Below are 25,215 nucleotides of genomic sequence, written 5' to 3'. Positions count from 1 at the left end.
ACCTTGCAGGAATTTATGGGAGAATTATTTCTTCAAACCTTCAGCCGCTTTATTAACTGTAGCTTTCAATTCTTCTTTATAAGAAATAATCGTATCTAAAACTTTTTTGTCGTGGCTTCCGATGATTTGTGCGGCTAAAATTCCGGCATTTTTTGCGCCGTTTAAAGCTACCGTTGCAACAGGAACGCCGCCTGGCATTTGCAGAATTGATAAAACTGAATCCCAACCATCGATTGAATTGCTTGATTTTACTGGAACTCCAATTACCGGAAGTGGAGACATAGAAGCCACCATTCCTGGTAAATGCGCAGCACCACCCGCACCGGCAATAATTACCGAAATACCGCGATTGTGTGCATTTTTGCTGAAATCGAATAATTTTTCTGGCGTTCTGTGTGCCGAAACAATATCTACTTCAACTTCTACATTAAATTGTTTTAATATGTCGATTGCATCTTGCATAACTGGCATGTCTGAGATGCTTCCCATTATAATAGCTACTTTGCTCATGTTTTTTGTTGTATTTGTTTCAGGTTTCAAGTTTTGTTGAGACTGAAAACTGTCATTATTTTAAATTTTCCTAGTTATAGGATTTTTTTAATCTGTTTTTAATTACGTTACCCAAAAAATAAATTACAAGTAAAATAATTGTAACTGTAATAAAATTTATAATCAAAAATTCTGGATAAAAATAATCGTTAACGTAACATTCCGCATCAACTCTTCTAAATGCCTGAAATGGAAAACCTATAGAAAAACCTCTGCCATGTTTAGTTATAGGTATAGTTATTAATTGTATTGTGAAATAAATTAAGATTGTTAATCCAGAGATTTTTAATGCTTTTTTCATTTCATTATTAAGCGCTAATCACTTTAATAGTTTCCTTAACTTCTTGTGCAATTCTTCTTGCCTCAGCCATATCTTCATTTACAATTGTAACGTGACCCATTTTTCTAAACGGACGTGTTTGTTTCTTTCCATAAATATGAGGAGTAACACCGTCCCATCCTAAAATGGTTTCGATGTTTTCATACACTACATTTCCAGAATGACCTTCGGCACCGACTAAATTTACCATAATTCCGGCAACTTTACTGTCTGTGTTTCCTAACGGAAGATCTAAAATAGCACGTAAATGATTTTCGAATTGTGAAGTATAACTTGCTTCGATAGAATAATGACCAGAATTGTGTGGGCGAGGAGCAACTTCGTTAACCAAAATTTCGTCGTCCTGAGTCTGGAACATTTCAACTGCCAAAAGTCCAACGTGATTGAAATTCTCTGAAACTTGTAAAGCAATCGATCTGGCTTTTTTAGCTACTTTATCATCGATTCTTGCCGGACAAATTACATATTCAACTTGGTTGGCTTCTGGGTGAAATTCCATTTCGACAACTGGATACGTTTTCATTTCGCCTGATGGATTTCTAACCACAATTACCGCCAATTCATTTTTGAACGGAACCATAGTTTCTGCAATGCATTCTACATTTGGCAATGCATCTAAATCTGAAGCTTGGCGAACTATTTTTACACCATTTCCATCATAACCAAATTCGGTACATTTCCATACAAAAGGTAATTTCAGATCGTTGATTTTAGATTTTAGTTGATCTAAATTTTCAAATCTTTCGAATGGTGCTGTTGGGATATTGTTTTTAGCGTAAAAATCTTTTTGAACACCTTTATTCTGAATTCCTTTTAAGGTCTTTGGAGATGGATATATTTTTAAACCTTCGTTTTCTAATTGCGTTAAAGCTTCCAGGTTTACCAATTCGATTTCAAAAGTCAAAACATCGACTTGTTTCCCGAAATTATAAACCGTTTCATAGTCCATTAAATCGCCTTGAAAGAATTTGTTACAGGCAATTTTACTTGGCGCTTCGTCGCTTGGATCTAGAACGTAAGTTTGTATGTCAAATTTTCTGGTATCGAACAAAAGCATTTTACCTAATTGTCCGCCGCCTAATATTCCTAATTTAAAATCAGAAGAAAAATAATTCATTTTGTGTTGTGTTTTTGCAAAGATACTTTTTAATCTTTTTTAGCCAAAATTTAGTTTTTCTGCCACAGATTAAAAGGATTAGAAAGGATTTTTTTTGTTTGCCACGAATTACACGAATTTACACGAATTTTTTTAGTTGAATTTGAAAAAATAATTCGTGAAAATTCGTGTAATTCGCGGCTATAAAAACTATTTTATTTTCTTCAAAACTTCTTTGGCGACGGCTTTATAGGCTGCTGAATGGTCTCCGAAATCTTTGTCAATAATCACTTTTAGTTCGGGGTGAATCCAGTCGTAATGATTTCCTAAAACATATAAAGTTCTTATAGAATAGGCTTTTGTTGCCACTTTGACATCGTTTATCAACCAATCAAAAGAAGCTTCAATAATATCTTGTAAATTGTTTTCGGAAAGAGAAATACTATTTTCGTTTTTTTTGTAATGAGATTTTACCAAAAGCTGCGTCACTTTTGCGATTGGACGCATGGAACTTTCGTCTTTTAAAATTTTTAGATTCGAACAGAAAAAATCTAAATGAGGTTGGAGCCAATGCAATTCTTCGTACGAAACAAATTCTAAAATCCAGCAAGCTTTATGATTGTTTTTATCTTCGGGTGAAAAGCAAATCGAAACTAACTCACTAAAAAGTGAAGGGTTTTCTAAAACATCCTGCGCTGCTTTTAGACGGTTTTCTCTATAAGCATTAACATAATCCAATTTTTTTTGCAATTCAGACGGCATTGTTTTTTGTATTTAGTACAATGCTAAAATAAGTAATTTAATGAGATAATTCCGTAATAGTTTATAGGCAATCCTGGATAATAGAATCGTGGTTGCGCATTTCCAACTCCGGTTGCATTGGTCAAAATCATGGAAGCGTATTTTTCGTTTGTAACATTATTAATTCCTGCATCGAGATGTGCTTTTAATCCAGACAAAATTTCAAATTGATAACCTGTTTTTAAATTTAGTAAAGAATAAGAATCTGAAAAATTGGCATTTGAATCATTCATCGGAATTTTATCTGTGAACTGAAAATCTGCTGAAAAATAAAAACCTGAATTGGTATTCAAATTAAAACCAGCACTTGCAGTATTGGCAGGAACTCCAGTTAATTTGTTGCCTGAATAATCATTTCCGTTATCGACAAATTCTTTAAATTCATAATTTCCGATAGAAGCGCCAGTGTAAGAGTTTAAATTGAAAGTTCTATTGATTGTCCAATTGTGTTTTAATGCAATTTCGATTCCTTCATGAAATGTTTTTCCAGCATTTACGCCTTCATATTGATCGTCTCCAATTCTTTTGGCAACCAATAAATCTTTAATTTCCATTCGGTAAACGGCAATTTCAGCATATAGTTTTTTGCTAAAAAGATGAAGTTTGCTACCTAATTCAAAATTATAACCTGTTTCGGGTTTAATGTCTGAATTGATATTTCCTGTGCTTGTTAAAGTTTCTTCGGTTGCAGGAAGAGAAAATCCTCGGCTTGCAGAGAAGTAAAAAGTCTGGATTTCATTTGGCTTGAACAAAAAAGAAAGTTGTGGCGAAAAAATGCCATCATAACTATATTGCTCCACTGGATTATTTGCGGAAGCGGGAAAATCATTCTGAAGTTCAAATTTGGTTTTGTTGTAATTTAAACCTGCCTGAATTTCAAATCGGTCAGAAAGTAAAGTTCTGATTTGAGAAAAGATATTATAAAAACGCCTTTTCTGATTCGTTGCTGTAAGCTGATTACCTTGTAAACTTCCGTTTCCATTATTTTGCTGATACAGATTTTGAAAAGTATTTCCGCTGTAATTGTCTGCGAAATATTCAATTCCGCCAATAAATTGATTTTTGATTTTTCCGATTTTAAAGTCTCCCGAAAATTGTGTTCTAGCGCCAGAAGCAAAAGTATATTGACGCAAAATGTCAAAAGGACGCGGTTCGTTGCTGCCTTTATAATTGATAAAAACAGAAGTCGAATTGTTTAAATGATCATTTATTTTAAAATCGTAAGCCAATCCGCCCAAAGTCGATTTGTATTCTTTAAATCCTTTTGAAGCAACCCAAGTCGGTGCGCCCGCTTGTGGATTATTTTCGAAAGTGGTTTTATTGATCGAACTCGGAATATATGCTTTTAAATAGGTATAATTAGAAAAATAGGTCAATTTGCTGTTTTTCTTTCTAAATAATTCTCCGCCAAGTGTAACTCCTTCACGATTATAGGCACTGTTTTCGCGCCAGCCATCGGTTTTTAGATTGTGATAACTCAGGTTTAAAGATGCATTATTTTCATTTAAATCAAAACTTATTCTGTTTTTCAATAATCCGTAAGAGCCAAAAACCGAACTAACTTCAGCTTGATAATTGCCACTTTTTAAAGATTGAGGAGAAATCAAAATCGCACCGCCCAAACCAGCACCATAAACACTAGAAAGCGGCCCCTTTATAATCTCAATCTGATTGATGTTTTGAAGATCGATATCGTCAATTACAGTTTCACTGTTTCCTGAAGTTAATGGAATACTTCCATAAAAAGCTCTAATTTTATTCGTCCCATAAGGAGTTCTCGCGCCAATTCCACGAATCGAAATTCGGGTTGTGGTAATATTGGAAGACTGCATAAAAACGCCAGGAATTGTATTGATGACATTACTAATATCAGTTGTGTTATTTCGAAGTAATTCTTTTTCGGATAAAATACCAATTGAAGCGGGACTATTTTGTAAATCACGATTAATATGAAGCGGACTTATTAAAACTTCATTCAGTTTTTGAGTTTTAACTGAATCAATATTTTGAATTTTTTCTTGTGCTGAGATGCTTTTAGAAGTAAAAAGAATAAAGAGAAGAAGAAAATATTTTTTGGAGGGCATAAAATGAGCTGATTAAAAGGCAGTTTTATTTTAACACATAGAAACACAGCATTGATTGAGGCAAAAAAGGCGTTTTACTTGTCAAAAGCCACATAATAACTATGTGCGAAAACTAATTTTCTTAATAACATCTTTTTAAACAAAAATCTATGTCTCTATGTGTTTAAAATTTTCTTTTTAAAATTTGTTCCGATAATTTTCGGAATTGGAATTTATTTCTTTGCTGTAACCTTCCAAATAGTATTTCCGCTATCATCATTTACCAAAAGCGATCCGTCTTTCATTACAGTAACTGCAACTGGACGTCCGTAAACTTCAGCTTTATCATTGTCAGAAATAAAACCAGTTAAAAAATCTTCTGGTTTTCCTGAAGGTTTTCCGTCTTTAAAAGGAACAAATAAAACTTTATAGCCTGAAATTATAGATCGGTTCCAAGAACCATGTTGGCCTACAAAAGCGCCATTTTTGTATTTTGCAGGAAAAGCGTCTTTCGTGTAAAAAGCTAATCCTAAAGAAGCAGTATGAGCGCCAACAGGAACATCGGGAACAATAGCTTTTTCTATCAAATCTTTTCGTTCGCCTTTACCTTTCCATCTTGGATCAGGAATACTTCCAAAATACGAATAAGGCCATCCGTAAAAACCGCCTCTTTTTACACTTGTAATATAATCTGGAACTAAATCATCTCCAAGTTCATCTCTTTCATTCACCGCTGTCCAAAGTTCTTTTTTGTTGGCTGGATTCCAATCCATTCCCATTGGATTTCTAAGGCCTTCAGCATAAATTTTTTCGCCAGTTCCATCAGGGTTGATTTCTAAAATTGCAGCGCGGCGAACTTCTTTATCCATTCCGTTTTCTCCCACATTGCTTCCTGAACCAACACCAATATAAATTTTTGTTCCTTCAGGATTAGCAAGCAAACTTCTTGTCCAGTGATTGTTGTATCCGCCAGCTGGTAGTTCAACAATTTTAGTTCCTTGAGTTTCTAATTTTAATGGTGCGTTTTTATAAGGATAACGGTAAAGTCCGTCAGTATTGGCAATATAAAAAAAGTCTTTTAGGATTAACATTCCTAAAGGTCTGTTTAAACCAGAAATAAAAACTTCGCGAGTTTCATATGTTCCGTCTTTATCATTGTCACGCAAAACTATAATTTGGTTTTTGCTTGTTCTGGTGCCGCTTTCAACAACAAAAATATCATTGTTTGGACCTATATAACTCCATCGTGGATTCTCAAATCCGTCAGCAAATTTAGTTACTGTAAAACCTTCAGGCGCTTTTGGCGTTTTGCCTTCTGGCCATCCAATTACTTTGCTATTTTTGGTTTTAGATTCGGTTGCGTAAGGAGCGGGAAGAGTAATTTCTCCGATAGCAGTTTTTACAACATTGCCAGAATGGTTGGCTAAGGCTTCTTTTTCTTCTTTTTTTACTTGCCCATTACAGGCAGTCATAAAGGCTAATAACGTTATCGAGATTAGGGTTAAAGGTTTTTTCATTGGTTTTTTGGAGTTAAATAATTAGATCATAACAATTTACTTAAAATATGTAGAGTGACAAAAAAATATTTGTAAAGATTAACTGAGATTTAACATTCCTAAAAAATATCTCGAATACAGTTTGTTTTGATAGAAGCTGTTAAGTTCTAATTCTTTATCTTTGTCCATTATTTTAAAAAGAAAAATAATGATACAACTTCACGATAAACAATTTGTTCCGTTTATTTCGGCAAAAGAAATTGATTTTGCTTTGGCTAAAATGGTCGCTCAGGTAGAAGATGATTTTGGTGATGATACACCAATTTTTATTGGAGTCTTGAATGGTGCTTTTATGGTGGTGTCAGATTTTCTGAAAAAATATAAAAAACCGTGCGAAGTCTCATTCATCAAAATGGCTTCGTATGAAGGAACAGAAAGCACAGAATCGGTTAAAGAATTAATAGGTATCAGTCACGATCTTTCAGGAAGAACTGTAATCGTGATCGAAGATATTGTCGACACAGGAAATACTGTAGAAGAATTGAAGCATTTGTTTAAAGCACAAAATGTAAAGCATTTTAAGATTGCAACGTTGTTCTTTAAGCCAGAAGCTTATAAAAAAGACATTAAGATAGATTATATCGGAATTCGTATTCCGAACAAATTTATTGTAGGTTACGGTTTAGACTATGATGGTTTAGGAAGAAACCTTACTGAAGTTTACAAATTAGCAGAATAACAAAACACAACTATATATTCATTTTAAAACTTCTGAAAGACAGAAGTAACAACACTCATTTCAATTATGATTAACATCGTTTTATTTGGAAAGCCTGGTGCAGGAAAAGGAACTCAGGCAGAATTTTTAAAAGAAAAATACAATTTAACACACCTTTCAACAGGAGATATTTTTCGTTTCAATTTAAAAAATGATACTGAACTAGGAAAACAAGCAAGAGTTTTTATGGACAACGGAGAGTTGGTTCCTTGTGAAGTAACAACTGCAATGTTAATTGATGAGGTAAAAAAACATCCAGATACTGCAGGATTCTTGTTCGACGGTTACCCAAGAACAATCAATCAAGCAGAAGCTTTAGACCAGTTTTTGCCAACGATCGGATCTAGCGTAACAGCAACAATCGCTTTAGAAGCTGATGACGAAATTTTGGTAAAGCGTCTATTAGAGAGAGGAAAAACAAGCGGAAGAGTTGACGATCAAGACGAAGAAAAAATTCGTGTAAGATACCAAGAGTACAATGAGAAAACAGCTCCTCTTATTGGATATTATAAAGAACAAGGTAAGTTTCATGCCGTAGACGGTATCGGAACTATCGAACAAATTACAGAGCGATTAACGTCAGTTATAGATAATTTGTAGAAACTTATTCCAGCTGTACGTGAATCCTGATAGCTATCGGGACGCAAAAAAAACTATTTTTCTAACTCTAAAACGGGCTTTTCAAATGTTTTTGATGATCAATGTTTTTGAGTTAGAAAAATTAGTTTTTTAATTCACAGCCATTTTTTAAGATTACAAATTACATTTAACGAGACCATTTTATAACGAATCCACTATCAATTGGAAATACTAATTATATTTTTTCTAATTCTATTAAACGGAGTTTTCTCCATGTCTGAAATCGCTTTGATTTCGGCCCGTAAAAACAGGCTTGAAACAGCTGCGAAAAAAGGCAATAATAGTGCAAAAACGGCACTAGATTTAGCTAATTCCCCAAATAAGTTTTTATCGACAGTACAAATCGGAATTACCCTTATCGGAATTTTGACAGGTATTTATTCTGGTGACAAAATTACTGCAGATGTTGAGCTTTTTGTAGCAGGATTTGAAGTTCTTAAACCTTACGCACATTCTATTGCGGTGGGAATTGTAGTTGTAGTTTTAACTTTCTTCTCATTGGTTTTGGGAGAATTACTTCCTAAACGAATCGGATTAAATTATCCAGAAGCAATTGCAAAAATGGTTGCAATGCCAATGAAAGTGATTTCTATTATTACAGCTCCATTTATTTGGTTGCTTACTACATCGACAGATTTCTTATTGAATGTTTTCCAAATAAAACCAACCGCTGACGGAAAAGTTACGGAGGAAGAAATTAAAGCTATCATTAAAGAAGGAACAGAAGTAGGAGAGGTTCAAGAAATTGAACAAGATATTGTGGAGCGTGTTTTTCATATTGGAGACAGAAAAGTAAACTCTTTAATGACACATCGCAAGTCGGTTGATATGTTGCCATTAAAAGCCGATAAAGAAAAAATCAAAGAATTGGTTGTTCAAGACCTTCACGCAGTCTATCCTGTTTACAATGATAATTACGATGATATTGTTGGAGTCGTAACACTTAAAAATATTTTTGCTAACATCGAAAGCGATAATTTTGATTTAGCGGCAATTATGTCTGACGCGCCCTATTTAATGGAGCAAACAACGGCATACAAAGCTTTAGAAAATTTCAAAAAAACGGGTGTCCACTATGCTTTAGTTTCAGACGAATATGGAGTTTTTCAGGGACTGATTACTCTTAATGATATTTTGGAAGCTTTAGTTGGTGATGCTGCAGAATTTTATAAAGACGAATTCCAGCTTATAGAAAGAGAAGATGGTTCGTGGTTAGTTGATGGACATTATTCATTACACGACTTCTTGACTTACTTCGAATTGGATGAGTTAACAAACGATTATGAAGTGAATACCGTAAGCGGAATGATTATGACCGAGCTTTCTCACATTCCAAAAGAAGGAGAAAAATTAGTTTGGCAAAAATTCGTCCTAGAAGTAATCGACATGGACGGTGTTAAGATTGATAAAGTACTTGTGAAAGCACTAAAAGAGTAGAGAGAAAATTTGTTTCAGGTTTCAAGTTTCAAGTTTCAGGTTATATATTAAACAACTTGAAACTTGAAACCTGAAACTTGAAACTTTACATAAACAAAGAAAATGACAGAAGGAAATTTTGTAGATTACGTTAAGATATATGTTTCTTCCGGAAAGGGAGGAAAAGGTTCTACGCATTTACATAGAGAGAAATTTATTGAAAAAGGAGGTCCAGATGGTGGCGATGGAGGTCGTGGTGGACATGTATATTTAGTTGGAAATAAAGGGCTTTGGACATTATTTCATTTGAAGTTTGCGCGTCATATTAAAGCAGGTCACGGTGGAGACGGAGGTTCTGACAGAAGTACTGGTGCAGACGGAGAAGATAAAATCATTGAAGTGCCATTAGGAACTGTTGTAAAAGACAAAGAAACTGGAGAAACGCTTTTTGAAATTACAGAACACGGAGAAAAACAAATTCTTGCAAGAGGAGGAAAAGGAGGTTTAGGAAACTGGCATTTTAGAAGCTCTACAAACCAAACGCCTCGTTATGCACAACCGGGTTTGCTTGGTATTGAAATGGATGTGATTTTGGAACTTAAAGTTTTGGCTGATGTTGGTTTGGTTGGTTTTCCTAATGCAGGAAAATCTACTTTATTGTCTGTATTGACTTCGGCAAAACCAAAAATTGCCGATTATCCGTTTACGACTTTAAAACCGAATCTAGGAATCGTGGCTTACAGAGATTTTCAATCTTTTGTAATTGCTGATATTCCTGGAATTATTGAAGGCGCGGCAGAAGGAAAAGGTCTTGGTCATTACTTCTTGCGTCATATTGAACGTAACTCAACTTTATTGTTTTTAATTCCTGTTGATACGGCAGACATTAAAGGAGAATATGATATTTTGGTTAACGAATTAACAAAGTATAATCCTGAAATGCTAGACAAAGAACGTCTTGTGGTAATTTCAAAATGTGATATGTTGGATGATGAATTGAAAGCTGAGCTGAAAGCAGAATTAGATGTTTCTTTTAAAGGCGTTCCTTATATGTTTATTTCATCTGTAGCACAACAAGGTTTGACAGATTTAAAAGACAGACTTTGGAAAATGCTTAACGAATAGTAAAGCTTACTTAGATATCAAAAAGGTGTTCTGTTCTCAGGGCACCTTTTTTGTTTTATAATGTTAAATTCGTAATAAACTGCTAAAAATCTAATATCATTTTTAATTTTAAGATTGTTTGGGTTGAGATAATTGCTAAAATGGCTTATATTCGCATCACTTAAACAAAATAACATGAAAAAAGTAATTTTATTCTTGACCATGTGCCTTGTGGCTTTCCCAATGAGAGCCGATGAAGGAATGTGGTTTTTGATGTTTATCGAAAGATTGAACCATAGAGATATGGAAAAAATGGGCTTGCAATTGACAGCCGAAGAAATTTACAGTATCAATAATCATAGCTTAAAAGATGCAATTGTACAATTCAATGGAGGATGTACAGCTGAAATCGTTTCAAACAGCGGTTTGGTTCTTACTAATCACCACTGTGGCTATAGTTCAATTGCAGAACTTTCAACTGCAGAACAAAATCATTTGAAAAATGGTTTTTGGGCAAAAAATCGTTCAGAAGAACTAAAACCAAAATCTTTATACGTTCGTTTCTTTGTTCGTATGGATGATGTTTCAAAAAGAATCCTGTCTAAAGTAAACGATACGATGACAGAAACTGAAAGAAACACAATCATCCAGCAAGAAATCGCTTTGATTGAAAAAGAAAATAGTGAAAATGGAAAATACACAGTTTCTGTTCGCCCTTTCTTTCAAGGAAATGAATATTACTATTTTGTTTACCAAGATTACACAGACGTTCGTTTAGTTGGAACTCCTCCAGAAAGTGTTGGTAAATTTGGTGGAGATACAGACAACTGGGAGTGGCCTCGTCAAACTGGAGATTTCTCTATGTTTAGAGTTTACGCTGACAAAGATGGAAATCCGGCAGCATATTCTAAAGATAATGTGCCATTAAAACCAAAACACTATTTACCAGTAAGTTTAAAAGGAGTTAAAGAAAACGACTTTGCAATGATCTTAGGATATCCAGGCAGAACAAACCGTTGGATGCCGGCTGGAGGAATCGAGCAAAACATTAAATATGCTTATCCTGCTTGGGTTGAAGGTGCAAAAACCGGAATGGACGTAATGAAAAAGTATATGGATAAAGATGCAACTGTTCGTTTACAGTATGCTTCTAAATATGCTTCGACTGCTAACTACTGGAAAAACCGTCAAGGTATGATCGACGCTTTAACAAAAGCTGGAACTGTAGACGCTAAAGCAGAACAAGAAGATAAATTCTACGAGTGGGCAAGTAAACCTGCTAACAAAGAAAAGTACGAGAATGTAATTCCGACTATTAACGATTATTACAGAGAAACAAACTTAAAAGCGCGTCACGATAATTATTTGACTCAACTTTTACGTACTTCTAGCTACGCAACTGGACCTGCTAATTTAGGAAATGCATTAATTGCTTACTACAAAGAAAATGATGCTAAGAAAGCAGAAATGCTTCCTAAAATCAATGAAATGATTGAGAAAATTTATGGTGAGTTTCATGCTCCTTTAGAAAAAGACATTTTAACAGCTCAATTAAACTTATATGCTGAGAAAGCTGCTGAGTATGGACTTGCTCCAGAAATTGCAAAAATGAAAACAGCTAACAATGGTGATTTTACTGCAGATGTGGCAAAAGCTACAGAACAGAGTTACTTTACAACTAAGGAAAAAGTATTAGGATTTTTAGCAGATCCTAAACCAGTAGCCATTACACACGATCCGTTGTATATTATTTCTAATGATTTATTGACAAAATACCGTTCTAAAACAGATGATCAAGCAAAAGCTAATGATGGTTTCGCAACTGCATACCGTAAATTGGTAGAAGGTTTAAGAGAATCTAAATTGAACGCAATTAAATATCCTGATGCAAACTCTACGTTGAGGTTGACTTACGGAAAAGTTCGCGCTTTACCTGCTGATCCTCGTAACGATGCTAAGATTAACAACTATACTACAATGGAAAGTATGGTTAAAAAGTATAAGGCAGGAGATCAGGAATTTGACTTGCCAGCTCGTTTGTTAGAGTTAAACAAGAAAAAAGATTACGGGCAATATGCTGACAAAGCAGGTTATATGCCAATCAATTTCTTGACTGATAATGATATTACAGGAGGAAACTCTGGTTCGCCAGTTCTTAACGGAAAAGGAGAATTAATTGGTATCGCTTTTGACGGTAACATTGAGGCTATGGCTGGAGACGTAATTTTCGATTCTAAATTGCAAAGAACAATCAACGTAGATATTCGTTATGTACTTTGGATTATCGACAAATATGCAGGAGCTAAAAACATTATTGATGAATTGACGATTGCTAAATAATCTCAAATTCTTTTATAAAATAAAACCCGACAGTTTTTAAGCTGTCGGGTTTTTTATTTTTTTAGTTTGTGTAAAGTATACAAGGCTGATAGAAGTCGGGGCCTTTTGAATGCGTGTGTTCGACTTCACTCAGACAGACAAAAGATACATTTGATGATTTCAAAATTTGGATTTTCTCAAGTAAGAAATTTTAAATTGTTTTACATTTTATACTGAATGAAAGCACGAGTGTTTTTATTGTTGTAATTGTACTTTTGAAGCTGATCGGGGATTTATATAAAAAGGTTGGAATAAGATTGACTATATTTTTCGTACAAATTACTAATTTATATTCAAAAGCAAATAGCATTTTATATTTCCTTATTTTTGAAATATGAAAAAGCTGCTAATTTTCTTTTTGATTGTTCCAATGTACTGTTGGTCACAATCTAATTTTGAGAAAGCAGAGAAATTATTCCGCGCAAAAAATTACGATGAAGCTAAACTCATATTTGAATTTGTCCTTAAAACAAATCCGTCAGATATAAAGTCACTGGAATATCTTGGAGAAATAGAAGCACATCAAAAATCTTGGGTAAAAGGGGCGGAATATTTTAAAAAACTAAAAGAATTGAAACCCACAGAGGCAGATTATTTTTTTAAATACGGAGGATGTTTGGCGATGCATGCTGTAGAAGTGAATAAAATTAAAGCGTTTTCGATGGTGGGCGATATGAAAGAAGCTTTAGAAAAAGCCATTGAACTTAATCCAAAACATGTTCAGGCACGTTGGGCATTGATTGAAATTTATCTGCAATTGCCTGGAATTTTAGGCGGAAGCGAATCAAGAGCAATTGCATATTCTAATGAATTAGCACAGTTTTCTCCAATTGATGGCTATCTGTCAAGAGGAAGAATTGAAGAATATTTTAAAAGATATGATCTTGCCGAAAAAAATTATAAGAAAGCACATGAAATTGGCAATTCAAAAGTCACATTTCAAAAATTATATAATTTATATTTGAACAAACTAAAAGACACAAAAAAAGCGCAGGATTTAAAACGAAAATTCGAAGCATAAAATAAAGATTCTAAATGAAAACACATTTCATTGCCATTGGCGGAAGCGCAATGCACAATTTAGCATTAGCATTGCATAACAAAGGATATCAGGTTACAGGAAGTGACGATGCTATTTTTGAACCTTCAAAATCAAGATTAGAAAAGAAAGGAATTCTTCCTGCTGAATTGGGTTGGTTTCCAGAAAAAATCACTTCAGATATTGATGCTATTATTCTTGGAATGCATGCTAAAGCGGATAATCCTGAATTATTAAAAGCACAGGAATTAGGTTTAAAGATTTATTCGTATCCTGAATTTTTATATGAACAATCTAAAAATAAAACTCGTGTTGTAATAGGTGGTTCTCATGGAAAGACTACGATAACTTCTATGATTCTTCATGTAATGCATTATCACAACATTGCAGTCGATTATATGGTAGGAGCACAGTTGGAAGGTTTTGATACGATGGTTCATTTGACTGAAGAAAATGATTTTATAGTTCTAGAAGGCGATGAATATCTATCTTCTCCAATTGATAGACGTCCGAAATTTCATTTGTATCAACCAAACATTGCCTTAATTTCTGGAATTGCTTGGGATCATATTAATGTTTTTCCAACGTATGAAAACTATGTGGAGCAATTTGAAATTTTCATTGAAAAAATTACAAATGGCGGAATTTTAGTTTATAACGAAAATGATCCAGAAGTAAAACGTGTTGCCGAAGCAGCAACAAATCCGATTCGAAAAATTGCTTATTCGACTCCAGAATATTCGGTAAATGATGGAGTAACTTTATTAAAAACTCCAGAAGGCGATATGCCAATTGAAGTTTTTGGCGCACACAATTTAAATAATTTGGCAGGAGCAAAATGGATCTGTCAAAATATGGGGGTTGATGAGGCCGATTTCTACGAAGCGATTGCTAGCTTTAAAGGTGCTTCTAAACGTTTAGAGAAAATTGCTGAAGGAAAAGGAAAAGTGGCTTATAAAGATTTTGCGCATTCGCCAAGTAAAGTGGCCGCAACAACAAAAGCGGTAAAGGAGCAATATCCTAATAGAACTCTCGTTGCTTGTTTAGAATTGCATACTTATAGTAGTTTAAATGCTGAGTTTTTAAAAGAATATGAAGGTGCTTTAGAATATGCTGATGTTGCAGTTGTTTTCTATTCTCCAGATGCGGTTAAAATTAAACAGCTAGAAGAAGTTACCTACGAGCAAATTGCTACAGCATTCAATAGAAAAAATTTAATTATTTATACCAATCCAACTGAGTTTAAAGAATATTTGTTCAATTTAAATTTAGACAATTCTGCACTTTTATTAATGAGTTCAGGAAATTATGGAGGTTTAAATTTTGATGATGTAAAAGGTTTGATTAATTAGAAATTAGTCATTTTGAAAATTAGATAATGTGCCAATGCTTTTGTAGTTGGCACATTTTTTTTAGTCTAATTATTTAATTAGAATTTTCATATTTAAAATGTCCAACTATTTTGTATTCAAATAAACAATCTTCTAAAACTTGTCCGCTGCCGACGTTATGAACAATTAAATTACGTTTTCCGTCAGCTGATTTTTTATTAGTTACAATTCCAATATGCGGAAGTTTATCATTAATCATCCAAGTTACTAATTCTCCAGTTTTGTAATCTTTTGCGTTTTGAGTTACAGGTAATTTGGTTCCTTTTCTTTCAAAAAACACCTCTAGGTTCGGGACTCTTCTATGATCAATATTGGTATCGGTTTTTGTCATTCCCCATTTTTTTAAATTTGGATAAAGAGAAAAATTTTCAACCATATCTTGATGAACTTCTTTTTGTAAATCGATATTTAGAACTCGATACGACCGTATTATAACATCTGTGCAAACTCCCTTGTTTTTTGGAACATCGCCATTTGGGTAATCAATTTTGAAATAAGCAGGATCGTAATCAATCGAGGCATCAATTATTGAAATTGCGGCTTGAGATAATTTTTCGGCAAAAGTTTTAGGTTCGGTATAATTTGAAACAGCTGCGCTTTTGTTTTCTTTTTGGTGACATGATATAAAAAATAATAAAAGAAAGCAGTAAATTAATGGTGTCATTTTTAGGCAATTTAGTTTTTAAAGATACTAAAATTTAAGAAGGACTGATAAAAATTGAGAGATTTTTCTTCTTTTTTAAATATCTTCGCTTCTTAAAATTATTATTATGGAAGGAGGGCATTTCGCTATAAAAAATTGGTCTGATGATGATAAACCGCGCGAAAAATTAATGCTCAAAGGAAAAGATGCTTTAAGTGATGCTGAATTAATGGCTATCTTAATTGGTTCTGGAAGCCGCAATGAATCTGCTGTCGCTTTAAGTAAGCGAATTTTAGCTACAGCCAAAAATCTAACTGCTTTAGGAAAAATGACAATTTCTCAATTAATGCAATTTAAAGGTATTGGCGAAGCAAAAGCTGTTTCAATTGTATCTGCTTTAGAGTTGGGTAGGAGGCAACGTATAGAAGATGTTTCGAAACTAAAAAAAATAACTTCAAGTAAAGCCGTTTTTGATATTATGCAACCCATTATTGGAGAGCTTCCGCATGAAGAGTTTTGGGTGCTTTTTCTTAATAATTCAAACAAAGTGATTTCTAAATCCCAATTAAGTAAAGGAGGTATTGCTGGAACAGTTGTAGATATACGATTGGTTTTTAAATTAGCACTAGAGAATGGTGCTACAGCCTTGATTTTGTGTCATAATCATCCTTCGGGTAGTTTAGTTCCAAGTGATGCCGACAAACAAATTACTAAGAAAATTAAAACGGCAGGAGATATATTAGATGTTAAAGTTTTAGATCATGTTATTATTACTGAATCAAAATATTATAGTTTTGTAGATGAAGGAATTTTTTAATACATGAACACCAATATTACCGACATCTTTTTTGATTTAGATCATACGCTTTGGGATTTTGATAAAAACTCAGAAATGGCTTTTGATCGTATTTTTAAAAATAAGTACCAAGAAATCGCAACTCAAGATTTTATTAAAGAATATATTCCGATCAATCAAGAATGTTGGAGATTGTATCAGAATGACAAAATTACGCATCAGGAATTGCGTTATAATCGTTTGAAGTTATCCTTTGATGCTTTGAATTATGTAGTTTCAGATGAGAATATTTTGGAAATTGCAAATGATTATATTGAGTTTCTTACTGATAACAATTATCTTTTTGATGGAGCGATTGAGGTTTTGGAATATTTGAAACCAAAATATAAACTTCACATCATTACAAATGGATTTGCTCAAGTTCAAGAAAAGAAAATTAATAATGCTTCGCTTGGTGGTTATTTCAGTACAATCACAAATTCAGAATTAGCTGGGGTTAAAAAACCAAATAGTATTATATTTGATTATGCATTAAAATTGGCAAAAACTTCAAAAGAAAACAGCATTATGATCGGAGACGATTTTGAAGCAGATGTAAATGGAGCGTTGAATGCTGGTTTGGATGCTATTTTCTTTAATGAGAAAAAATTAGATATTTCGGGAAATTATAAACAAATTAACCATTTATTAGAACTAAAAAACTATTTATAATTATGAAAATTAAAATTTTACTTACTGCTCTTTTATGTTCAGTTGTTGGATTTGCGCAGTCTGTTAATGATTACAGGGCTGTAATTGTACCTCTAAGATATGATTTTATAAAAACAGATAATCAATATCGTTTGGCTACATTAACCAAATCAAATTTATTAAAAGGAGGTTTTGAAGCTTATTATACAAACGAGCAATTACCAGATGGACTTACAGATCGTTGTCAGGTTTTATATATAGATGTGAAAAAAGACAATGCTTTTTTGGTCACTAAACTTTTTATTGAATTAAAAGATTGTTACGGACAAGTAGTTTACACATCTGAAGTAGGTAAAAGTAAGGAGAAAGAATATGAAGTTGCGTATAAAGAAGCGCTAGATAACGCTTTTAAATCGATTTATGGATTGCACTATAAATATAGTGGCAAGTCTGTAGTGCCATCTAGAACTGTTGTGGCACAAAAAAATACTGCCGAAACTTTGGCGGCTGCGACAGTTGCTCCTGCAGCGGCTGCGGTAAAAGTAGCGCAAACAAATCCAGTAGCAGCGACTGTTTCGCCAGATTTAAAAGATCCTAATTTATTATATGCTCAACCAACAGAATCTGGTTATCAATTAATAGATAAAACTCCAAAAGTAGTTATGAAGCTTCTTAAGACTTCTCAACCAAATGTTTACATCGCGATAAAAGATAATGTTCAAGGTTCTTTGATTTTGAAAGAAGATGGACAATGGTATTTTGAGTCTTATCAGAATGACAAATTAGTTTCAGAAAAAATTGTAGTTAAATTCTAAATACAAAATACGGTTTAATAGCCGTATTTATCTTTCCAACGGTTCTTTAGAAATTCGCGGGTACTATTCTCTCTAGAATTGTTTCCAGGATTGTAAAGAACCGTTTCTTTTATAGCATCTGGTAAAAATTCTTGTTCTGCAAAATTATTGGCATAATCGTGAGAATATTTATATTCGTCTCCATAACCTAATTCCTTCATTAATTTGGTTGGAGCATTTCGTAAATGAATAGGAACAGGCAAATCGCCAGTTTGCTTTACTAACTGTTGAGCATTGCCAATTGCCATATAAGAAGCATTGCTTTTTGGCGAAGTAGCCAAATAAATAGCACACTGACTTAATATGATTCGGCTTTCTGGATATCCGATTGTTGTAACAGCCTGAAAAGTATTATTAGCCATTATCAGTGCAGTTGGATTAGCATTACCAATATCTTCGCTTGCTAGAATTAGCATTCTTCTAGCAATAAATTTTACTTCTTCGCCGCCTTCAATCATTCTGGCCAACCAATAAACGGCTCCATTAGGATCACTGCCTCGTATAGATTTAATAAAGGCAGAAACGATATCGTAATGTTGTTCGCCAGTTTTATCATAAAGAACCGTGTTTTGTTGTACAAGTTCAAAAACGCGATCATTAGTAATTGTAATTTCATCACCAGCAGAAGCATTAATGACAAGTTCAAATACATTTAATAGTTTTCTCCCGTCACCACCAGAAATGCGCAATAAGGCTTCTGTTTCTTTTAAATTTATTTTTTTTGTCAATAAATAGGCATCAGTTTTCATTGCACGCTGCAAAAGAGCTTCTAAATCGGCTTTTGTAAAAGCATTTAGTATATAAACTTGACAACGTGACAATAATGCAGGAATTACTTCAAAACTGGGGTTTTCGGTTGTAGCACCGACCAATGTTATCCAACCTTTCTCGACAGCAGCTAAAAGTGAATCTTGTTGTGATTTACTAAACCTGTGGATCTCGTCTATAAATAGAATCGGATTTTTAGCCGTAAAAAGTCCGCCACTTTGTTTTGCTTTTTCAATAACATCGCGAATATCTTTTACACCAGAATTTATGGCACTTAGAATATAAAACGGTCTCTTTGATTCTTGCGCAATAATTTGTGCCAAAGTTGTTTTTCCTGTTCCTGGAGGTCCCCAGAAAATCAATGAAGGAATTATCCCTTTTGAAATTTGCTGTGTTAAAGAACCGGTTGGACCAACCAAATGTTGTTGGCTTATATAATCTTCTAATTTTTGCGGACGAATACGCTCTGCTAAAGGTGCTTCCATATTACAAAATTACTATTTTAAGATTTAAATTTCATTCATTCAAAAGTTAAAACAGTTCATGGAGAGATCGATTGTTCTGATTTGAGACAATTCTTTATCTTGGTATGACAAAATATCAGTAAATTATTTTTGGATAGTTTTTTGAGTTCTGTTAGATGTTATTTTCTAAAAATATGAGCGACACTAATTTTAAGTTTTCAAATTCGGTTATTGGACTTCCATTGTTTTTTGTCCTTTTTTTATGGATAATATATTGGCTTCAGATTCGTTTTGATTTTGATTTTTACCGATTCGGAATTTATCCTCGTGATTTTATTGGACTGCGAGGTGTTTTCTTCAGTCCATTCATTCATGAAAATTTAGATCATTTATACAATAATAGTATTCCGCTTGTAATACTATTGGCGGCGATGCAGTTTTTTTATCCAAAACAAACTTTTGGAGTTATAAGTTATGGAATAATATTTTCAGGATTGATTACTTGGGTAGTAGGAAGAGAGAATTTTCATATTGGAGCAAGCGGATTAATTTATGTTTTGGTTAGTTTTATTTTTTTTAAAGGTATTCAGACTAAATATTATAGATTGGTTGCATTATCCTTAACTGTGATTTTGCTTTATGGCGGAATGATATGGTATGTTTTTCCCGATGTTGATCAATCTATTTCTTGGGAAGGGCATTTAGCAGGACTTATTACGGGTTTTGTTTTGACTTTATTTTACAAAGCGCCCGAATATGCAAAACCAATTGTTTACGATTGGCAACGTCCAGATTTTGATCCTAGTCTTGATCCTTTTATGAAACATTTTGATGAAAACGGAAATTTCGTTACTTTTTCTCATGAAAACGAAGAAGAACAAATTCAGTATTTTTCGTCAAGCCATCCTGTAAATTATATAGTAATTAAAAAAGCTGATCAAGAAGAAGAAGCTGACCAGTAATTTTCTTTGAAATAAAAAGAGTAAATTTGTTAAACTAACAATTTAATTTTGAGCATTATGGAAATGAAGATTGTCGTTTTATTTTTGTTTTTTGTTTTTAATGCGAAAGGCGTTGCTCAATGTGAAATAAAAAATAGGGTGCAGGCAGATGGGAGTATGATCTACTATTTTGAGCCAGCAGCTTTTTACACTACAAAATCAAAATCGTTGAAAATTAATATTGTTACAGACAAAGAACATTATTTCGTAGCACTGCAGCCCACGCCTTTTCCTGATAAGAAAGAAGGGAAAAAAATTAAGGAGGATTTAATAATTCTTCTAGCAGATAACAAAACATATAAGCTAGCACATTACGATACTCAATATCGACGTAACGATTCTATAATGCAGGTACTTTATTTGATTGACGATAAAGATCTTGATGCATTTTCTAATTACGAAGCTGTAAGTGCAGATATCAATATGCAGGGAACTGAATTTGTGAGAAGCTATAATTTTAAGCTTCATAAAAACGCTATTGTTGAACAGCTTAAATGCTTTTTGAAGAAAGAAGAAAACTAACTTTATTCTTCGTCTTTTACTTCAGGATGTTTTTTGGCTTCAATTTTCTTTTTAAGGTTTCGAAAAAAATTATTGAAACTTATAGTAAGCGAAGCGGCGTTGGTTGTTTGGTTTCCATTATTTCTTGGAAGATATTCGTTGCAATACGTTAATTCAACCTGAAAATCATCTGTAAATAAATAACCAGCACCAATATTGAATCGATTTCGATCAAAAAAACTTTCTCCAGTAACATTTGCTCCAGATTTAAAATAAAGTTCATCTGATGCAATCGCATATACGACTCCGCTTCTTAAAAATTTACTGTTAATGGGCTGTATATATTTAATCTGTTGTCGATATCTAAAAACATTTTCATATTGATCATCATCATTTTTAATATGACGATATTCAGTACGCATTCTTGTACTTAAAGTGTAGCCTGTTTTGTGAAAATAATAAATGCCTTGAAGAGCAAAGCGCCATTCGGGAGATTCGAACTGACCAATTTCGGGAACATCTCTATTGCTGAAATAGGCAACAAAGGCGGAGAGTTTCCATCTGGGAGAAAAGTAATAATGTCCCCAACCTCTAATGGATCTTTGAATAGTGTTTTCGAATAAATTTGGAGATGATTCGGAACTGCTATAAGCTGCAGCAAAATCAATTTCGGTTGCCCACTTTTTGCTTAAAGTCTGATTGAACTGTAATTCATTCCAAAACTGATTATACGTAGTATTTTGTCCGTAGCTGTTTGTAATTAATAGAATTACAAACAGGCATCGGAATATTGTAATTTTTGATTTTGAATTAGATTTTGAAAGCATTAATTAAAGGTATTTAATTATTTCATTCGCATCTTAATCTCTCAATGTATTTTTTAGATTCTTTGTCTAACAGCTTCGTATAGAAAAGCACCACAGGCAACAGATACATTTAAGGATCCTATTGAGCCGAACATTGGTAGCTTGGCCTTTTCGTCTACTATTTTTAAAACAGAAGGATTTATTCCTCGGTCTTCAGATCCCATAATAATGGCTAATGGTTCTGATAATGATATGTCATATATGTTTTGATCTGTTTTTTCAGTTGCTGCTACTGTTTTAATTCCAGAACCTTGCAAATAGAAGATAGCATCTTTTATATGTTCAACTTTACAGATAGGCACATTGAATACAGCTCCAGCTGAAGTTTTAACAGTATCACCGTTTACAGGAGCTGAACCTGCTTTTTGTATAATGATTCCATTTACTCCAGTACATTCTGCTGTTCTAATAATAGCGCCAAAATTTCTAGCATCTGATATTTGATCTAATATTAGAAAAAGAGGCTTGCTGCCAGACTCAATTGTAGATTCTACTAAATGCTCTAAATCAATAAAACCAATAGGAGAGATGGTTGCTACTGCACCTTGGTGATTATTTGGTGTAAGACGATTTAATTTTTCTACAGGAACATAAGAGAAGTTTACGTTTGCACGTTTCATTACCTTCATTAAATCTTTCATAAGTTCACCAGAAATGTCTTTCTGAATGAAAACTTTATCCACTTCTTTTCCTGCTTGAATCGCTTCTATGATGGCTCTAATGCCAAATATTTGATGTTCTTTTTCCATTGGACAAATATAGGTAATGTTTATATAAAAAAAAACCATCCCAATTTGGGATGGTTTAGTTTCATTGTTAAAAGAAGAATTAGTCAGCTAAAACTCCTTCTTTGTATGAGAATTTCAATTCTTGACTTGTAGTTCCTTGAACTTTGTCAGTAATTTTGATGATTCCAGTGTAAAGAACATCTTGGAAATCTGGATCTGATTCAGTTCCAAAGTTTACTGATCTTGTGATTTTGTAAACAATAACATCACCAACTACCAAATTAGTTAAAGATGTAACTTTAGTACCTGCATTGTAAGCATTCTCAGCAGCAAATAAGTTAGCAGTTGAGTAGTTTACAGTATTGTCTTTTACGAAATCGATACTAACTCCTTCTGATGTAGCGAAACCAAATGGGCTAACGAAATCAATTTCAGAAGCTTCATGGTCTCCAGTTTTGAAACTGAATGTTGACTCACTATCAGAAATGTTTCCATTGTGAGAAGCACCAAATACTTGATCAGCAAAAGTTACTGTTGTAGTAATCTCATCTGTTTGAGTTCCTGAAGTTATAATAAATTTGTAAGTAATTTTATCTCCAGCAACAATTCCACCATAAGTAGAATATGGATAACTATTCAAATCTATAGTCTGTTTAGTAGCAGGCAATGTTCCAGGTAAATTAGTAAATGTACCAGTATCATTTTTAGACCATTGTCCAACAATACTTGTGATTGTTGTAGCAGCTTTAGTAAGTGGAGCGATATGCACTTCATAAGCAGCAGGATCATTAAATTTAATTGCTGAGATACCACTTGAAGTACTGTTTACAAGATCTCCATCAGCGTTTACTACTTGCCAAGTAATTGCTTTTCCAACTACTAAAGAAAAAGGAGCTCTTGATGTTGTTCCATCAGAATAAGTTGCAAGAATTGCTAATTCAAACGTTCCTGTTTTTCCAGTTAAAGTTGTTACACCACCTTCAGTTACTGGGAAATTATCGAAACTTCCTAATGTAGAAGTATTGAAAGTAGCTTTTCCTTCACTTAAAGTTGCATCTGCTACTTTGTCTCCAAATACGATAGGATCTGTTGGAGGTGTTTTTGCAGCATTTTTGAAAATTTCAACTTTAGTCACAGTTACACCTTCTTTAGTGTATGTGTTAAGTGGCAGGTTGTAGTTGTTATCCAAACGACTTATACTAGTCGTTGTTGGAACTGCATTACCTCCTGTAGTTGCAAATTCCATATTGTCATCTGCAGAACATGAAGCTAAAGTTGCAATAAATGCAAATGCAGCTATCTGTTTAATGTATTTTTTCATATTTGTACTGTTAAATATAATATTAGTGTTTGTCCCAGAAAAGTTTAGTAGTTACAGCATTGTTACCCAATTTTGCAACTGCAGCTTCTAAGTTTGCAGCGTTTAATGTCTGCTCGATTCCTGGATAAGAGTAGCGTTTTGGAACTTCAGTGATGTCACCAAATGTTACAGGTGGCGCAACTAAAGCAGGGAAGTCTAATCTTCTGTAAGAAGTCCAAGCTTCAAAACCTCTATTATAGTAAGCAATCCAAGATTGTTCTCCAATTTTTTGTTTCCAAGTTCCTGTTGCAGTAGCATAAGCTACATCAGATCTTGTTAAGTAAGCAGCGATATCACCAGCAGCTACACCCCAATCTTGTAAAGATGCAGTTACAGCAGCGTTATAGTGAGATTCAGCAGTACCTCCAACAGCGATACCTCTTTCTACAGCTTCAGCTAATAAGAATTCAACTTCAGAGTATGTGAAAATTACACCTGGATAAACTGGATCTTTAATAGTTTCAGTAATGTGAGAGAAGTTTCCGTAAATGTTAACTGTTCCGTATACACCACCTTTGTATTGTCCTGATCCTTCTGGGTACTCAGTGAAGTATTTAGATCTTCTTGGGTCAGAAAGAGCATTCAATTTGTTAACAAATGTATCAGCAGGAACGAAGTCATTACGTCCACTAGCTACTAAGTCAAGATATAACGGGTTGTTATTTGTTGTATTTGTAGCGTAAGGCATGTAAGCACCATCAGCACTAGATGTGATTAATCCATCTTCTTTAGCCGCTAAAGCTTGTGTGCTGGCGTAAGCGTGATCAACGTCATCCATCATGATAGCCATTCTGAAACGTAGAGAGTTAGCAAACTTAGCCCATTTTGCAGTGTTACCACCGTAAATAAGGTCAGCACTACCATAACTGTCAGCAGATTGATCTAATTTATGAGATGCATTAGTTAATACAGTAAGTAAATCTCTGTAGATAGTTTGAGCATCATCATATTTAGGTTGTGGATGATTTTCAATATCTAAAGCTTCTGTGTAAGGAACATCTCCAAAAGTATCAACTAAGATACCATAGCAGTAAGAAGTTAAAATGTCGATAATTGCAAGTTTATTTTCAATTACCACTAAACCATCAGCAGTTCCAGTGTAGCTTGCTTTTTGCTCTAGCAAAAGTGTTTTAGCTTCTTTAAAATCTCTTAGTACATCACGGTAGTAAGTAGCCCAGTGACGATCTGGAATTGTACGTCCAGTAAGGTCATATTGAGTTTCTTGTGGGTATTGTACTTCTGTCCATTGCTGAGCATATAATCTGAATACGTTGAAGTTAACAGATGTGCTAGTAACCTGATCCATCATGAATTTCTCTGCATTTGTAAATAAAAATTCAGGAGAAGTAGTGGTAGGGTTTTTTGTGTCTTGGTTCATGTTCCCAAAATCATCAGAGCAAGATGAAAATAAGGCAATGAACGATATTAATATTATTAGTCTATTTTTCATAGC

The 25,215-nt window shown here is 33.7% G+C and carries 23 protein-coding genes; 12 read left to right on the top strand and 11 right to left on the bottom strand.

Features of this window, described 5'->3' with window-relative positions:
• Positions 1-24: 24 nt before the first annotated feature.
• The 5 genes from purE to AC1Q5Z_RS22180 all read right to left on the bottom strand — a co-directional run bounded on the left by purE (position 25) and on the right by AC1Q5Z_RS22180 (position 6,366).
• Positions 25-510 carry a 5-(carboxyamino)imidazole ribonucleotide mutase gene (purE, locus tag AC1Q5Z_RS22200; protein ID WP_198857803.1) on the bottom strand — a complete coding sequence of 162 codons (486 nt, stop codon included), beginning with the start codon at positions 508-510 and terminating at the stop codon, positions 25-27.
• 347 nt (positions 511-857) lie between these two features.
• Positions 858-2,006 (bottom strand): 5-(carboxyamino)imidazole ribonucleotide synthase, encoded by a 1,149-nt coding sequence (locus tag AC1Q5Z_RS22195; protein ID WP_492446851.1) that lies wholly within the window; start codon positions 2,004-2,006, stop codon positions 858-860.
• A gap of 189 nt (positions 2,007-2,195) precedes the next feature.
• Complete coding sequence (locus AC1Q5Z_RS22190) at positions 2,196-2,747, bottom strand: HEAT-like fold family protein (protein WP_198857801.1); 552 nt, start codon at positions 2,745-2,747, stop codon at positions 2,196-2,198.
• A 23-nt stretch (positions 2,748-2,770) separates the two neighbouring features.
• Positions 2,771-4,870 carry a TonB-dependent receptor gene (locus tag AC1Q5Z_RS22185; protein WP_492446849.1) on the bottom strand — a complete coding sequence of 700 codons (2,100 nt, stop codon included), beginning with the start codon at positions 4,868-4,870 and terminating at the stop codon, positions 2,771-2,773.
• A gap of 212 nt (positions 4,871-5,082) precedes the next feature.
• Positions 5,083-6,366, bottom strand: coding sequence for a PQQ-dependent sugar dehydrogenase (locus AC1Q5Z_RS22180; protein WP_492446847.1), 1,284 nt, complete (start codon positions 6,364-6,366; stop codon positions 5,083-5,085).
• 187 nt (positions 6,367-6,553) lie between these two features.
• On the opposite strand from AC1Q5Z_RS22180, the gene hpt reads away from it, so the two are divergent.
• From hpt to AC1Q5Z_RS22145, 7 genes are all read left to right on the top strand, one after another.
• Positions 6,554-7,084 (top strand): hypoxanthine phosphoribosyltransferase, encoded by a 531-nt coding sequence (gene hpt, locus AC1Q5Z_RS22175; protein WP_233074177.1) that lies wholly within the window; start codon positions 6,554-6,556, stop codon positions 7,082-7,084.
• A 66-nt stretch (positions 7,085-7,150) separates the two neighbouring features.
• The gene (locus AC1Q5Z_RS22170; RefSeq protein ID WP_233074176.1) at positions 7,151-7,723 is read left to right on the top strand and encodes an adenylate kinase; all 573 of its coding nucleotides are present in this window, start codon (positions 7,151-7,153) and stop codon (positions 7,721-7,723) included.
• A 201-nt stretch (positions 7,724-7,924) separates the two neighbouring features.
• Positions 7,925-9,199 carry a hemolysin family protein gene (locus tag AC1Q5Z_RS22165; RefSeq protein ID WP_198857798.1) on the top strand — a complete coding sequence of 425 codons (1,275 nt, stop codon included), beginning with the start codon at positions 7,925-7,927 and terminating at the stop codon, positions 9,197-9,199.
• 102 nt (positions 9,200-9,301) lie between these two features.
• A complete protein-coding gene (gene obgE / locus AC1Q5Z_RS22160; RefSeq protein ID WP_278020373.1) occupies positions 9,302-10,303 on the top strand; it encodes a GTPase ObgE in 1,002 nt (333 codons plus the stop codon).
• A gap of 174 nt (positions 10,304-10,477) precedes the next feature.
• On the top strand, positions 10,478-12,622 hold the full coding sequence (locus AC1Q5Z_RS22155; protein WP_492446844.1) for a S46 family peptidase: 2,145 nt from the start codon (positions 10,478-10,480) through the stop codon (positions 12,620-12,622).
• 373 nt (positions 12,623-12,995) lie between these two features.
• Positions 12,996-13,682 carry a tetratricopeptide repeat protein gene (locus tag AC1Q5Z_RS22150; protein ID WP_492446842.1) on the top strand — a complete coding sequence of 229 codons (687 nt, stop codon included), beginning with the start codon at positions 12,996-12,998 and terminating at the stop codon, positions 13,680-13,682.
• A 14-nt stretch (positions 13,683-13,696) separates the two neighbouring features.
• On the top strand, positions 13,697-15,052 hold the full coding sequence (locus AC1Q5Z_RS22145) for a UDP-N-acetylmuramate--L-alanine ligase (RefSeq protein ID WP_492446840.1): 1,356 nt from the start codon (positions 13,697-13,699) through the stop codon (positions 15,050-15,052).
• Positions 15,053-15,125: 73 nt separating this feature from the next.
• Here AC1Q5Z_RS22145 and AC1Q5Z_RS22140 read toward each other — a convergent pair whose 3' ends face one another.
• Positions 15,126-15,755, bottom strand: coding sequence for a DUF1287 domain-containing protein (locus AC1Q5Z_RS22140; RefSeq protein WP_492446839.1), 630 nt, complete (start codon positions 15,753-15,755; stop codon positions 15,126-15,128).
• Positions 15,756-15,861: 106 nt separating this feature from the next.
• Here AC1Q5Z_RS22140 and radC point away from each other — a divergent pair, with 106 nt between their 5' ends.
• From radC to AC1Q5Z_RS22125, 3 genes are read left to right on the top strand one after another with little or no spacing between them, the layout of a single operon-like run.
• A complete protein-coding gene (gene radC, locus AC1Q5Z_RS22135; protein WP_488755311.1) occupies positions 15,862-16,551 on the top strand; it encodes a RadC family protein in 690 nt (229 codons plus the stop codon).
• A gap of 3 nt (positions 16,552-16,554) precedes the next feature.
• Positions 16,555-17,241 (top strand): YjjG family noncanonical pyrimidine nucleotidase, encoded by a 687-nt coding sequence (locus AC1Q5Z_RS22130; RefSeq protein WP_198857791.1) that lies wholly within the window; start codon positions 16,555-16,557, stop codon positions 17,239-17,241.
• A gap of 2 nt (positions 17,242-17,243) precedes the next feature.
• On the top strand, positions 17,244-18,035 hold the full coding sequence (locus AC1Q5Z_RS22125; protein ID WP_492446837.1) for a hypothetical protein: 792 nt from the start codon (positions 17,244-17,246) through the stop codon (positions 18,033-18,035).
• Positions 18,036-18,049: 14 nt separating this feature from the next.
• On the opposite strand, the gene AC1Q5Z_RS22120 is transcribed toward AC1Q5Z_RS22125, so the two are convergent.
• Positions 18,050-19,327, bottom strand: a complete 1,278-nt coding sequence (locus AC1Q5Z_RS22120) for a replication-associated recombination protein A (RefSeq protein ID WP_198857789.1) — start codon at positions 19,325-19,327, stop codon at positions 18,050-18,052.
• Positions 19,328-19,500: 173 nt separating this feature from the next.
• On the opposite strand from AC1Q5Z_RS22120, the gene AC1Q5Z_RS22115 reads away from it, so the two are divergent.
• Complete coding sequence (locus AC1Q5Z_RS22115) at positions 19,501-20,268, top strand: rhomboid family intramembrane serine protease (protein ID WP_492446835.1); 768 nt, start codon at positions 19,501-19,503, stop codon at positions 20,266-20,268.
• 57 nt (positions 20,269-20,325) lie between these two features.
• Positions 20,326-20,829 (top strand): hypothetical protein, encoded by a 504-nt coding sequence (locus AC1Q5Z_RS22110; RefSeq protein WP_492446833.1) that lies wholly within the window; start codon positions 20,326-20,328, stop codon positions 20,827-20,829.
• 2 nt (positions 20,830-20,831) lie between these two features.
• Here the strand turns inward: AC1Q5Z_RS22110 and AC1Q5Z_RS22105 are convergent, their stop codons facing one another.
• The 4 genes from AC1Q5Z_RS22105 to AC1Q5Z_RS22090 all read right to left on the bottom strand — a co-directional run bounded on the left by AC1Q5Z_RS22105 (position 20,832) and on the right by AC1Q5Z_RS22090 (position 25,212).
• Positions 20,832-21,635, bottom strand: coding sequence for a DUF2490 domain-containing protein (locus tag AC1Q5Z_RS22105; protein WP_345158232.1), 804 nt, complete (start codon positions 21,633-21,635; stop codon positions 20,832-20,834).
• Positions 21,636-21,688: 53 nt separating this feature from the next.
• Complete coding sequence (gene rlmB / locus AC1Q5Z_RS22100; RefSeq protein ID WP_198857786.1) at positions 21,689-22,423, bottom strand: 23S rRNA (guanosine(2251)-2'-O)-methyltransferase RlmB; 735 nt, start codon at positions 22,421-22,423, stop codon at positions 21,689-21,691.
• Positions 22,424-22,502: 79 nt separating this feature from the next.
• A complete protein-coding gene (locus tag AC1Q5Z_RS22095; protein ID WP_345158236.1) occupies positions 22,503-23,723 on the bottom strand; it encodes a hypothetical protein in 1,221 nt (406 codons plus the stop codon).
• A gap of 22 nt (positions 23,724-23,745) precedes the next feature.
• On the bottom strand, positions 23,746-25,212 hold the full coding sequence (locus tag AC1Q5Z_RS22090) for a SusD/RagB family nutrient-binding outer membrane lipoprotein (protein ID WP_198857784.1): 1,467 nt from the start codon (positions 25,210-25,212) through the stop codon (positions 23,746-23,748).
• Positions 25,213-25,215 lie beyond the last annotated feature (3 nt).

The sequence above is a fragment of the Flavobacterium sp. GW823-FHT06G12 genome (assembly GCF_058794775.1).
The sequence above is the reverse complement of the archived record's forward strand: the minus strand, read 5'-3'. Positions and strand labels throughout refer to the sequence as shown.

Bases quoted from the DNA above. Each gene is read 5' to 3' on its own strand.
- purE (WP_198857803.1), bottom strand. From the start codon at position 510: ATGAGCAAAGTAGCTATTATAATGGGAAGCATCTCAGACATGCCAGTT.
- AC1Q5Z_RS22195 (WP_492446851.1), bottom strand. From the start codon at position 2,006: ATGAATTATTTTTCTTCTGATTTTAAATTAGGAATATTAGGCGGCGGA.
- AC1Q5Z_RS22190 (WP_198857801.1), bottom strand. From the start codon at position 2,747: ATGCCGTCTGAATTGCAAAAAAAATTGGATTATGTTAATGCTTATAGA.
- AC1Q5Z_RS22185 (WP_492446849.1), bottom strand. From the start codon at position 4,870: ATGCCCTCCAAAAAATATTTTCTTCTTCTCTTTATTCTTTTTACTTCT.
- AC1Q5Z_RS22180 (WP_492446847.1), bottom strand. From the start codon at position 6,366: ATGAAAAAACCTTTAACCCTAATCTCGATAACGTTATTAGCCTTTATG.
- hpt (WP_233074177.1), top strand. From the start codon at position 6,554: ATGATACAACTTCACGATAAACAATTTGTTCCGTTTATTTCGGCAAAA.
- AC1Q5Z_RS22170 (WP_233074176.1), top strand. From the start codon at position 7,151: ATGATTAACATCGTTTTATTTGGAAAGCCTGGTGCAGGAAAAGGAACT.
- obgE (WP_278020373.1), top strand. From the start codon at position 9,302: ATGACAGAAGGAAATTTTGTAGATTACGTTAAGATATATGTTTCTTCC.
- AC1Q5Z_RS22155 (WP_492446844.1), top strand. From the start codon at position 10,478: ATGAAAAAAGTAATTTTATTCTTGACCATGTGCCTTGTGGCTTTCCCA.
- AC1Q5Z_RS22150 (WP_492446842.1), top strand. From the start codon at position 12,996: ATGAAAAAGCTGCTAATTTTCTTTTTGATTGTTCCAATGTACTGTTGG.
- AC1Q5Z_RS22145 (WP_492446840.1), top strand. From the start codon at position 13,697: ATGAAAACACATTTCATTGCCATTGGCGGAAGCGCAATGCACAATTTA.
- AC1Q5Z_RS22140 (WP_492446839.1), bottom strand. From the start codon at position 15,755: ATGACACCATTAATTTACTGCTTTCTTTTATTATTTTTTATATCATGT.
- radC (WP_488755311.1), top strand. From the start codon at position 15,862: ATGGAAGGAGGGCATTTCGCTATAAAAAATTGGTCTGATGATGATAAA.
- AC1Q5Z_RS22130 (WP_198857791.1), top strand. From the start codon at position 16,555: ATGAACACCAATATTACCGACATCTTTTTTGATTTAGATCATACGCTT.
- AC1Q5Z_RS22125 (WP_492446837.1), top strand. From the start codon at position 17,244: ATGAAAATTAAAATTTTACTTACTGCTCTTTTATGTTCAGTTGTTGGA.
- AC1Q5Z_RS22120 (WP_198857789.1), bottom strand. From the start codon at position 19,327: ATGGAAGCACCTTTAGCAGAGCGTATTCGTCCGCAAAAATTAGAAGAT.
- AC1Q5Z_RS22115 (WP_492446835.1), top strand. From the start codon at position 19,501: ATGAGCGACACTAATTTTAAGTTTTCAAATTCGGTTATTGGACTTCCA.
- AC1Q5Z_RS22110 (WP_492446833.1), top strand. From the start codon at position 20,326: ATGGAAATGAAGATTGTCGTTTTATTTTTGTTTTTTGTTTTTAATGCG.
- AC1Q5Z_RS22105 (WP_345158232.1), bottom strand. From the start codon at position 21,635: ATGCTTTCAAAATCTAATTCAAAATCAAAAATTACAATATTCCGATGC.
- rlmB (WP_198857786.1), bottom strand. From the start codon at position 22,423: ATGGAAAAAGAACATCAAATATTTGGCATTAGAGCCATCATAGAAGCG.
- AC1Q5Z_RS22095 (WP_345158236.1), bottom strand. From the start codon at position 23,723: ATGAAAAAATACATTAAACAGATAGCTGCATTTGCATTTATTGCAACT.
- AC1Q5Z_RS22090 (WP_198857784.1), bottom strand. From the start codon at position 25,212: ATGAAAAATAGACTAATAATATTAATATCGTTCATTGCCTTATTTTCA.